The organism is Rhodococcus sp. 008 (genome assembly GCF_001682295.1).
In the GTDB taxonomy this organism is placed as follows: domain Bacteria; phylum Actinomycetota; class Actinomycetes; order Mycobacteriales; family Mycobacteriaceae; genus Rhodococcus_F; species Rhodococcus_F qingshengii.
In genome coordinates, this window is the sequence record NZ_CP012749.1 from 4,211,880 (window position 1) to 4,223,817 (window position 11,938).

General features: G+C 61.9%; 1 protein-coding gene (running past one end of the window). It reads left to right on the forward strand.

The window, feature by feature from the left end; all coding sequences use genetic code 11:
- A protein-coding gene (locus AOT96_RS19650; RefSeq protein ID WP_156778956.1) for a non-ribosomal peptide synthase/polyketide synthase crosses the window boundary here: on the forward strand, nt 1–11,936 show its 3' end. It extends 16,810 nt beyond the left edge of the window; only the last 11,936 of its 28,746 coding nucleotides appear in the window; its start codon lies off the left edge, out of view; it ends in the stop codon at nt 11,934–11,936.
- Nucleotides 11,937–11,938: the final 2 nt, after the last annotated feature.

The following is an 11,938-nucleotide window of genomic DNA, read 5'->3' on the forward strand; positions in this document are numbered from 1 at the left end:
TCGGTGCACCGATGGCCGGGCGAGGTGAATCCGAACTCGACGATTTGATCGGAATGTTCGTCAACACCCTGGTTTTGCGTACCGAGGTTGATCCTTCGGCGGCGTTCACAACACTTCTGGCCTCGGCTCGGGAAACCGACCTTCAGGCGTTCGCGCACTCGGACCTTCCGTTCGAGCGGCTCGTGGAAGTGCTGGATCCCGTTCGGTCGAGGGCACATCACCCGCTGTTCCAGGTGGCATTGGCATTTCAGAACCTGGGGCAGAACTCGTTGGCTCTGCCCGGTCTGACGGCGGCCGAGTTCGAAATCGACGAGACCGTGGCCAAGTTCGACCTGCAGCTCACGATCAGTGAGGTATCAGAAGGGCTGTCGGCGACGTTCACGTACGCGACGGATCTGTTCGACGAATCGACCGTCCGCGGATTCGCCGCACGATTGATGCGCATTCTGAACGGAATTGCGACGGACCCCGCAACTTCAGTGGGTGACATCGAAATCCTCGACGCGTCCGAGCGTGAGGTTCTGACGAGTCAAAGGGCTTCGTCAGGAGTAGCGCAGGCGCCGTTGGCCGAGATTCTTGCCGACGCTGCTGCGCGTTACCCGGACAACGTCGCTTTGCGCTACCCCGGCACGGCGCAGGCCGCGGCCGGTAGGTCCATGACGTATCGCGAGGTCGACGAGTGGTCGTCGAGGCTGGCCCGCGTTTTGATCAACCGTGGTCTCGGGGCTGAAGATCTTGTGGCGGTGTCGATTCCGAGATCCGTCGAATCGGTACTCGCGGTCTGGGCAGTGTCGAAGACCGGGGCAGCGGTCGTTCCGATCGATCCGCACTATCCGGCAGACCGTATCGCGCACATGCTCAGCGACTCGGGTGCGAAGGTTGGCCTGACCCTCGACGTCGAACGTCCGAATCTCGCCGACGACGTCGAGTGGTTGGTCGTGGACGGACCGCTCGGCGAACAGATGATCGCCGGAGTGTCCGGAGCGCCAATAGATGCCGAGGAACGTGTCCGTCCACTGACGACTGCTCATCCGGCTTGGGTCATCTACACCTCCGGCACGACAGGACTGCCGAAGGGCGTTGTCGCGACCAACGCGGGACTGGCGAGCTTCAGTGTCACGCAGGCCGCGCATTACCTCGTGAAGCCCACCTCGCGGACATTGCACTTCGCGTCACCGAGTTTCGACGCGTCGATGCTCGAATTGTTCCTCGCGGTGGCCACCGGCGCGACGATGGTCATCGTCCCGCCTGGCGTGTACGGCGGCGACGAACTGGCTGAGGTGTTCCGTAGCGAACGAGTCACGCATGCGTTCATCACACCCGCTGCCCTGGCGTCGATGGACCCGAGCGGCCTGGACGACCTGACGGTGGTAGGCGTGGGTGGCGAAGCGTATTCGCCGGAACTGATCAGCAAGTGGACGACAGGGGACGGATCGGCCGCGTCGGCTTCGGCTCCCAGGACATTCCTGAATGTCTACGGCCCGACCGAGACGACGATCGTGACGAACGTCAGCGTTCCGCTTCTGCCCGGTGACCGAATGGACATCGGCGCCACGATCGGTGACATGGCAGCATTCGTCCTGGACACACGACTCAATCCAGTTCCACTGGGAGTCTCGGGCGAGCTGTATCTGTCCGGTCCTCAGGTGACCCGCGGCTATCATCGTCGTCCAGGCTTGAGTGCCGATCGATTCGTGGCAAACCCGCACGGTAATCCGGGCGAGCGAATGTACCGAACCGGTGACGTGGTGCGCTGGGTCGCTGGAACGGCACCCTCCACCTACGCCGTGGAATACGTGGGCCGCAACGATTTCCAGGTCAAGATTCGCGGTTTCCGTATCGAACTGGGCGAAATCGATGCATCGCTGACGGCACACCCCGAGGTCGAGTTCGCTGCGACGATGGGTACGACCCTGCCGTCGGGTGCCCCGGCGCTGGTGTCGTACGTGTTCACCGGAAAGCACGCTTCGGTCACTTCGGCGGAATTGATCGAATTCGTCTCCAGAACCCTTCCGGCCCATATGGTTCCGGCTTCGGTCATGGTCTCCTCGGACATGCCGCTCAGTCCGGCAGGCAAGCTGGACCGAAAAGCGCTCCCAGCACCGGTTTTCGAGACCAAGGAATTCCGCGCCCCGGTCACCGAGATGGAACAAATCCTGAGCGAGATCTTCGCGGACGTTCTCGGCCTGGATCGCATCGGCACCGACGACTCGTTCTTCGCTCAGGGCGGCGACTCGATCATGTCCATCCAACTCGTCTCTCGTGCGAAGGCACGTGGGGTCGTATTCGCACCCAGTGACGTCTTCGAGAGCAAGACTGTCGCGGCATTGGCCGAAGTGGCGAAGTATGCCGCCGACGTCGAGGCCACGGTGGTGCTCGAGGAGTTGCCGGGCGGTGGAGTCGGCTGGATGCCGTTGACGCCGATCGAACGATTCATGGTCGAGCGCGGTGGCAGCTACAACCGATTCACACAGACGATGACTCTCGAGCTTCCACTCGGAGTGCAGCGAGCCGACATCGTGCGAACACTCGCTGCAGTCGTCGACCACCACGACATGTTCCGCTCGCGGCTGATCTCCGACGGTCGCGGATGGGGGATGTCGGTCTCCGAGCCCGGAACCGTGGACGTCGAGGAGCTGCTCAGCCGCGTCGATGTCGACGCGGCTGCGGACGAGTCGACAATTGTTCTCACGGCTTCCAAGGGCCTCGACGAGGCTCTCGGCCGGTTGAATCCGGCGGACGGCGTAATGGTTCAGTTCGTGTGGGTCGACTTCGGTCCCACTCGCACCGGGCGCTTGATCATTGCTGCACATCACCTGATCGTCGACGGGGTTTCCTGGCGAATCATCGTTCCGGATCTGGTGTCGGCTGCGGCTCAGATGGCCGGGGCGAGCGGAGCGACGGGGGATGTTGCTCTCGAGCCGACCGGTACGTCGATGCGACGCTGGGCTCATGCTTTGTCCGAAGAGGCCCATCGGGATTCGCGTGTGGCCGAGCTGGATACGTGGCGGAAGGTGTTGCAGACACCGGACCCGGTGCTGGGTAAGAGGGCGTACGACTCTGCCGTCGACGTTGCGGCAACGGTTCAGCGGATAAGCGTGACGGTTCCCACTCAGGTGACGGAGACTCTGTTGACCACGCTGCCGGAGGTTTTCAACGGCGGCGCCAACGACGGCCTGCTCGCTGGACTGGCACTCGCGCTGATCGAGTGGCGTCGCCGAGCCGGAATCGACTCGACGTCTGCTTTGCTGCAACTCGAGGGCCACGGTCGCGAAGAAGCCGTGATTCCTGGCGCGGATCTGTCAAGGACCGTTGGCTGGTTCACCGCTGCCTTCCCGATCAGTCTCGATCTTTCCGAGGTAGATCTGGGTGACGCTTTCGCCGGAGGTGATTCGGCGGGACGCGCGATCAAAGCAGTGAAGGAACAGCTGCTGGCGATCCCGGACAAGGGCGTCGGGTACGGACTGCTGCGCTACCTGAACGAAGACACGCGCGCAGTGCTTTCTCGCTTCGCCGGGGGACAGGTCAGCTTCAACTACCTGGGACGAGTTGTCGCCGAGGATCTTCCGGCAGGCGTCGAGGGACTCGGGTGGCTGCCGGCCGGCGATTTCGCCAACGTGTCGGCACCCGAAGACGTCGACATGCCCGCAAACAAGGTCGTCGACATCAATGCGATCGTCAACGACGGCGCAGACGGTGCTGTTCTGGAGGCCTCTTTCGCATACCCCGTCGGTGCCATCGACGGCGAGAGTGTCGAGACATTTGCACAGATTTGGGTCGAAGCACTGACTGCCCTGGCGGAGCATTCTCGCTCCGTCGGAGCCGGTGGACTCACACCGTCCGACGTGCCGCTTGTCTCCGTGAGCCAACGAGATATCGACGGCTTCGAGAATCGATTCGGTACGGTGACCGACATCTGGCCCCTGGCACCGCTGCAGTCCGGTTTGCTCTTCCACGCGATGTTGGCAGAATCCAGCGTCGACCTCTACTCGGTGCAGATGATTCTCACTCTGTCCGGGAAGGTGGATGCCGACCGCTTGCGCACTGCAGCACAGGGAATCATCGACCGTTATGCGAACCTGCGAACGGCATTCACGGCCGACGACGACGGAACGCCGGTCCAGATAGTCCTCGAAGACGTTCCAGTCCCGTGGCGGAACATCGATCTCAGCGATATTGCGGCCGTCGACCGTGAGGCAGCTCTGAACGAAGTTTTGACGGCTGACCAGGCGACACACTTCGACATGGCGTCACCGCCGTTGATTCGGTTCACCTTCGTCACCATGGCGGAGGGGGACTATCGCTTGGTGGTGGCGAATCACCACATTATTCTCGACGGTTGGTCGGTGCCACTGCTCTTGCAGAACCTGTTGGCGCTGTACGCGACGCGTGGTGACGACTCGGTTCTTCCGCGTGTGCGTAGCTATCGCAATTACCTGGCGTGGCTTGTCGATCAGGATCGTGATCGATCACTCACAACCTGGGCGGATGTGCTTTCCGGCGTCGAAGAGCCGACGCTGCTTGCTCAGGTCACAGGCGGACAGGAATTCACCGCGCTGTCACAGAAGCTGAACGTGTCGATGTCGTCGGAGACAACCGCGGCGCTCACCGCTCTGGCCGCACGACTCGGGGTCACCGCCAACACGATCGTGCAGAGCGCGTGGGCGGTCCTCCTCGGTGCGTTGACCGGAACCGACGACGTTGTCTTCGGTGCAACAGTGTCCGGCCGGCCACCGGCGCTCACCGGCGTCGAATCGATGGTCGGGTTGTTCATCAACACCCTCCCCGTGCGGGTGCGCCTCGACGCCGCGGAGTCCGTCGAAGAATTGGTTGCCAGGGTCCAGATCGAGCAGGCGAGAATGCTTGATCATCACTATCTCGGTTTGACCGATGTCCAGAAAGCAGCGGACGTCGGAACACTGTTCGACACGTTGGTTGTATTCGAGTCGTACCCGGTCGACCGTGAGGGCCTCGCCGCACAGGCGGATGTTCTCGACGGAATGATGATCGACGACATCGCCTCGGACGATTCCACGAACTACCCGTTGACCCTGCTGATCGCACTCGACGAGCAGTTGCACTTGACGCTGCGGTACCTACCGGACTTCTTCGATGCCGACTACGCAACTGCGTTGCTGGACAGAGTTCTTCGACTGCTCTCCTCCGTAGCCACCGATCCTTCGGTGCGTGTTGGTGACGTTGATATTTTGGATTCTGTTGAGCGTTCGTTGGTGCTCGAGGGGTGGAATGACACGGCTCGTGAGGTTGCGGGTGTGTCGGTGTTGGACGGGTTTGTTGCGCAGGTGGCGGCGTCTCCGGATGCGGTAGCGCTCTCGTTCGAGGGTGTGTCTCTGTCGTATGCGGAGTTCGATGCTCGGGTGAATCGTTTTGCCAGGTATTTGGTTTCGGTGGGTGTGGGGCCGGAGTCGTTGGTGGGTGTTGCGGTTCGTCGGTCGGTTGATTTGTTGGTTGCGGTTTACGGTGTGCTCAGGGCTGGTGGTGGGTATGTTCCGGTGGATCCGGATCAGCCTGCGGAGCGTAATGGGTATGTGTTGGCGGCGGCGTCGCCGGTGTGTGTGGTCAGTACTTCTGATGTTGGTTTCGATGCTGGTGTGGTGCCGGTGGTCGAGGTTGATGTTGTTGATGTGTCTGGTTTTTCGGATGCTCCTGTTTCGGATGTGGATCGGGTTTCGCCGTTGCGGTCGGGGAATACGGCGTATGTGATTTTCACGTCGGGGTCGACGGGTCGGCCGAAGGGTGTGGCGGTCAGTCATCGCAGTGTGGTCAATCAGGTGTCGTGGTTGGCGGAGCGTTATGCGGTGTCGGGTTCTGATGTGGTGTTGTTCAAGACTCCGGTGACGTTCGATGTGTCGGTGTGGGAGTTGTTTGTTCCGTTGGCGGTGGGTGCTCGGTTGGTGGTGGCTACTCATGACGGTCATCGGGATCCGGGGTATTTGGCGTCGGTGGTGGCGGCGGAGTCGGTGTCGATGGTCTCGTTTGTGCCGTCGATGTTGGAGGTGTTCGTCGATCAGTTGGTCGACGCGTCGGAGGCGACGATTTCGCGTCTCGGTGGTGGTGGGTTGGGTTCGTTGCGGGTGATTTTCGCGGCGGGTGAGGCGTTGCCGGCGTCGGTGGTGGGTCGGGTGTTGTCGGTGTTGCCGTCGGTTGAGGTTCATAATTTGTATGGTCCGACGGAGTTCACGGTGCATGCGACGGCGGCGGGTCCGCTCGATGGTGTGGGTGTGGTGGTGCCGATGGGTGCTCCGGTGTGGAATTCGTCGGTGTTGGTGTTGGATTCGCGGTTGCGTCCGGTGCCGGTGGGTGTTGCGGGTGAGTTGTATTTGTCGGGTGTGCAGGTCGCTCGTGGGTATTTCGGGCGGGTGGATTTGTCGGCGGAGCGGTTTGTGGCGAATCCGTTCGGTGGGGTGGGTTCGCGGATGTATCGCACGGGGGATGTGGTGCGGTGGATCGGTGTGTCGGGTGAGCTCAAGTATGTCGGTCGTAGTGATTTTCAGGTGAAGTTGCGTGGTCAGCGGATCGAGTTGGGGGAGATCGAGGCTGCGGTTCGGGATCAGGTGGGTGTGGGTTCTGTTGTGGTGGTGGTGTGGCGTGATCAGTTGGTTGCGTATGTCACTGCTGCGGTGGGGTCTTCGGTTGATGTTGATGTGGTGAAGGTGGGTGTGGGGGAGCGGTTGGCGTCGTATATGGTGCCGTCGCAGTTTGTGGTGTTGGATGCGTTGCCGCTCAATGCTTCGGGGAAGTTGGATCGGAAGTTGTTGCCGGAGCCGGTGTTCGAGGTTGCGGTGTTTAGGGCTCCGGTGACGGCGGTGGAGGAGATCGTTGCGTCGGTGTTTGCCGAGGTGTTGGGTGTTGATCGTGTGGGTCTCGATGACGATTTCTTCGAGCTCGGCGGCAACTCTCTCAACGCCACTCGCACGATCAAACGAATCGCCGATGCTCTCGACACCGAACTTTCGGTTCGAGTTCTGTTCGAAGCATCCACGGTGCAGGATCTCGCAGCGCACGCCGAAAGCCGGACCGGGTCGGGTGGGCGAGTCGCGCTGACCGCGGTCGAGCGGCCAGAGCGGATTCCGCTTTCGTTGGCGCAGCAGCGTATGTGGTTCCTCAACCGATTCGACGGGAGTGCAGCGGCATACAACATCCCGATGGCGCTGCGCCTTCAGGGCGATCTTGACGTCTCGGCGCTGAGCGCGGCGATTTCTGATGTGATCGGGCGGCACGAATCACTTCGAACCGTCTACCCGGAAATCGGAGACGGTCCGGTGCAGGTCGTCAAGCCCGTGTCGAGTTGGTCGGACGAAATCGTCGCAGAACCGACTGGCGTGGACGAACTCGAAGGTGAGTTGGTCGCGCTGGCGTCGACGCGCTTCGACGTCACACGCGAGATTCCGATTCGTATCCGGTTGTTCCAGTTGGCTTCCGACGAATACGTACTCGGTGTCGCGATTCATCATATTTCCGCCGACGGTTCCTCGATGGCACCGTTCGCTCGGGATGTCGTGACCGCATACGCCTCGCGGGTTGCCGGGTACACACCGTCCTGGGCTCCTCTCGACGTTCAGTACGCCGACTACAGCCTGTGGCAGCGAGAGGTGCTGGGCAGTGAGGAAGACGCGGGATCTATTGCTTCGCAGCAGATTGCGTACTGGAGCAATGCTCTTGCCGGGCTGCCTGATCAGCTTGCACTTCCCGCCGACCGGCCGCGCCCCGCGACGCAGTCCTTCCGCGGCGGTTACCTGCACTTCGATATCGATGCAGAGTTGCATGCTCGGTTGAGCGGTCTTGCCAGGGCAAATAATTCGACGCTGTTCATGCTCACGCACACTGCGTTCGCGATGTTGTTGGCTCGACTGTCCGGAACCGAGGACATCGCGGTGGGTACACCCATTGCAGGACGTGGTGAGCGGGCACTCGACGATCTCATCGGCATGTTCGTGAACACCTTGGTGTTCCGTACGCAGATCGACAGCGGCGCGCCGTTCCTCGACCTGCTCGGACGTGTCAGGGAGACCGACCTTCAAGCATTTGCACATTCGGACGTTCCTTTCGAGCGACTCGTGGAGGTGCTCAACCCACCGCGTTCGACCGCTCGTCATCCGCTCTATCAGGTCGGCTTCCTCTTCCAGAACATGGAAACCGGAGGGCTCGAGCTTCCGAGGCTCACCGTCAAGGGCGTCGATATCGACAACGGGGTCGCGCAGTTCGATCTTCAGTTGATCGTCAGTGATCGGTACGACGCGAACGGATCTGCAGCCGGCATCACGTCGATGTTCAGCTACGCGCATGATCTGTTCGACGAGTCGACCGTGCAGGACTTCGCCGATCGATTCGTGCGATTGCTCGCGGAGATCGCGTCCGATCCGTCGTTGACCGTCGGCGACTTCGCGCTGCTGGATTCGTCCGAGAGCGACCGGATCCTGAACCGCTGGAACGAGACCGATCACTCCGTCCCGGGAGTCACTCTGGTCGAACTGTTCGACGAGCAGGTCGGTTCGAACCCGGGTGCGGTGGCAGTGATCGCCGGGAACACGTCGCTGACCTACGCCGAGTTCGATGCACGTGTCAACCGTCTCGCACGCCATCTGATTGCAACCGGTGTCGGTCCGGAGTCGTTGGTCGCGTTGGCAATCGAGCGATCGGTCGAACTGCTGGTCGCCATGTACGCGGTGGTGAAGGCAGGTGGTGGATACGTACCGATCGATCCGAACCACCCGGCGGACCGCATCGAGTACGTGTTGACCATGGCAGATCCGGTCTGCGTCCTCACTGCCTCGACCACTGCGAAGAATCCGGCGTTCGGTGATTCCGTGATCGAAGTGGACACGATCGATCTCGCGTCCTACCCGGGAGCGACGGTTACCGATGCGGATCGTATTGCTCCACTGCGAGTGGGCAACACCGCCTACGTGATCTTCACGTCGGGATCGACGGGGCGACCGAAGGGCGTCGCGATCTCGCATCAGGCGGTGGTCAACCAGATTCTCTGGAAGCGCGATCAGTACAGCCTGGACCGATCCGATGCGATGGTGCTCAAGACCGCGGCAACGTTCGACCTCTCGGTCTGGGAGTTCTGGTCGGCACTGACTTCCGGTGCACGACTGGTCATCGCCGAACCCGAAGGTCACAAGGACCCGAGCTACCTGCTCGACCTGATGACTCGGGAGAAGGTCACGACGCTCCACGTGGTGCCGTCGATGCTCGCGATGTTGCAGTCGGCGTCCGAAAATCGCCTTCCGGAATCCCTCCGTCAGGTGCTCGCGATCGGTGAAGCGTTGCCGGCCGCGACCGCGACCGAGTTCGCAGAACTCAGCGACGCCCAGTTGGTGAATCTGTACGGTCCGACCGAGGCCGCAGTCTCGGTGACAGCGCACGTCGTCGGCTCGGACGATACGACCTCGGTGCCGATCGGTGCCCCCGAATGGAACACGCAGGTGTTCGTGCTCGACACACGTTTGCATCCGGTCCCCGTCGGAGTCACCGGGGAGCTTTACCTCGCCGGTGCCCAGCTTGCTCGCGGCTATCACGGGCGCGCGGATCTGACGTCGGAACGATTTGTGGCCAACGTCTTCGGTGACGCGGGTTCGCGGTTGTACCGCACGGGCGACCTCGTCCGGTGGACGGAGAACGGCGAACTCGACTACGTGGAGCGCGCCGACTTCCAGGTCAAGATCCGTGGCTACCGCATCGAACTCGGTGAGATCGAAGCGCTTCTTCGCAAGCAGGCCAGCGTGGACTCCGCGGTGGTGGTGGCCAAGTCGGATGCGCGTACCGGTGATCGACTTGTCGGCTACGTCGTTCCTCAAAGCGGGGAAAGCATCGATGTCGAAACCTTGAAGCGGACTCTTGTGGCTGAGTTGCCGAGTTACATGGTGCCGGCGGCATTGATGGTCTTGGACGAACTACCGCTCAACATCAACGGCAAGGTCGATCGCAAAGCCCTGCCCGACCCCGAATTCGAGGCGACCGAATTCCGTGCGCCGACCAACCCCGTCGAAGAGATCGTGGCGGGTGTGTTCGCTGACGTACTCGGTGTGGCGAGGGTCGGACTCGACGACGACTTCTTCGAGCTCGGCGGAAACTCTCTCGTCGCGACGCAGGTCGTGTCGAGGCTGGGTGAGGCGTTGGACGCGCAGATTCCGGTCCGCGTGATCTTCGAGGCGTCGACTGTCGGGGCATTGGCGTCGAGGGTTCTCGAACACGCGGGATCTGGTGGCCGCCCACCGTTGGTGGCTCAGGTGCGTCCGCACGAGATTCCGTTGTCGTTGGCGCAGCAACGTATGTGGGTGCTCAATCAGTTCGACAAGACCTCGGGTGCGTACAACATCCCGGTCGCGATCCGGCTGTCCGGCGCACTCGATGTCGACGCACTTCACTCAGCGGTGTCGGATCTGATCGAGCGTCACGAAGTGCTCCGGACGGTATACCCGGACCAGGGCAACGGACCGGTTCAGATGATCCTGCCTCGCTCCGCAGCGGCGGTGGGACTGGAGGTGATCGCAACCGACGAAGCGTCGGTCGCCGAGCAGGTGGCTGACACAGTTCGCGAGGGCTTCGATGTCACGACAGCCGTTCCGTTGCGAATCCGTCTCTTCGAGGTCGACGAATCCGAGCGGGTCCTCGTCGTTGTCATTCACCACATCAGCGGTGACGGCTTCTCGATGGCTCCGTTGATCAGAGACACCATGGTTGCGTACACCGCACGTACCGGCGGGGAGACGCCGGAGTGGGCTCCGCTCGAGGTGCAGTACGCCGACTACACGCTGTGGCAGCGTGATGTCCTCGGATCGCCGGAGGACGCGGACAGTCAGCTGGGCCGTCAACTCGCGTACTGGGTGAACGAGCTCAAGGGCACTCCGGAGCTTCTGGAACTGCCGACCGACCGGCCGCGGCCGGCGCGGGCGAGCATGCGCGGTGCGGAATTCGAGTTTGCCGTCGATTCCGAGACCACGGACCGGCTCGCGACGATCGCACGGGAGCAGAACTCGACAGTCTTCATGGTGGTTCACACTGCCCTGGCCGTGCTGTTGGCGAAGATGAGTGGATCGAACGACATCGCAATCGGTACGCCGATCGCGGGTCGAGGTGAGCGGGCGCTTGACGATCTTGTCGGGATGTTCGTCAACACGTTGGTTTTGCGAACGGAGATCGCGCCTGCTTCGACGTTCGTCGACGTTCTGGCACACGTGAAGGACAAGGACTTGTCGGCATTCGCCAATGCCGACGTACCGTTCGAGCGGTTGGTCGACGAACTGGGGCGAGAGCGCTCTCACGCATACTCGCCGCTCTTCCAGGTCATGCTCACCTTCCAGAACATGGCTCTCGGTACGTTCCAGCTACCGGGCCTCGAGCTCTCTGCGGTCGACAACGGTTTCGACCAGGCGATGTTCGATCTGCAGCTCACCGGTATCGAGCAATTCGACGATGCCGGGGTGCTGTCCGGGCTGAGGATGCGTTTCACCTATGCGACCGACCTGTTCGACGAATCGACCATCGCGCTTTTTGCGGCGCGATTCGGGCGGGTGCTCGAAGAACTGGTGACCGATCCCGGGGTCGTGATTCGCACGATCGACATCGTGACCGAGCAGGAACGCGAGGAAGCGAGCGCTGCCGAGCCGAAGTCCGCGGCAGACCTACCCGAACTGGCAGCCGCAGCGGCGGCCGCCGATCCTGAGGCAATTGCGTTCACCCACGGTGATCAGGCTGTCACCTTCGGTGAGTTGTCGACCAAGCTCGTTGCCATGCGTACCGCCATGGGGGCTGCTCTCGCCCCCGATGCTCTGGTTTCTGTGTCGCTCGCCGGACTTGTTCCGGGCATCCTGCCGGCACTTGGCGTCGACGGTCTCGCCACACTTGTGAGCTCGGTGATAGCTGACGCACAGTCGGTGTCAGCGGGCCGTGGGGGTACGGCCGGGTAACA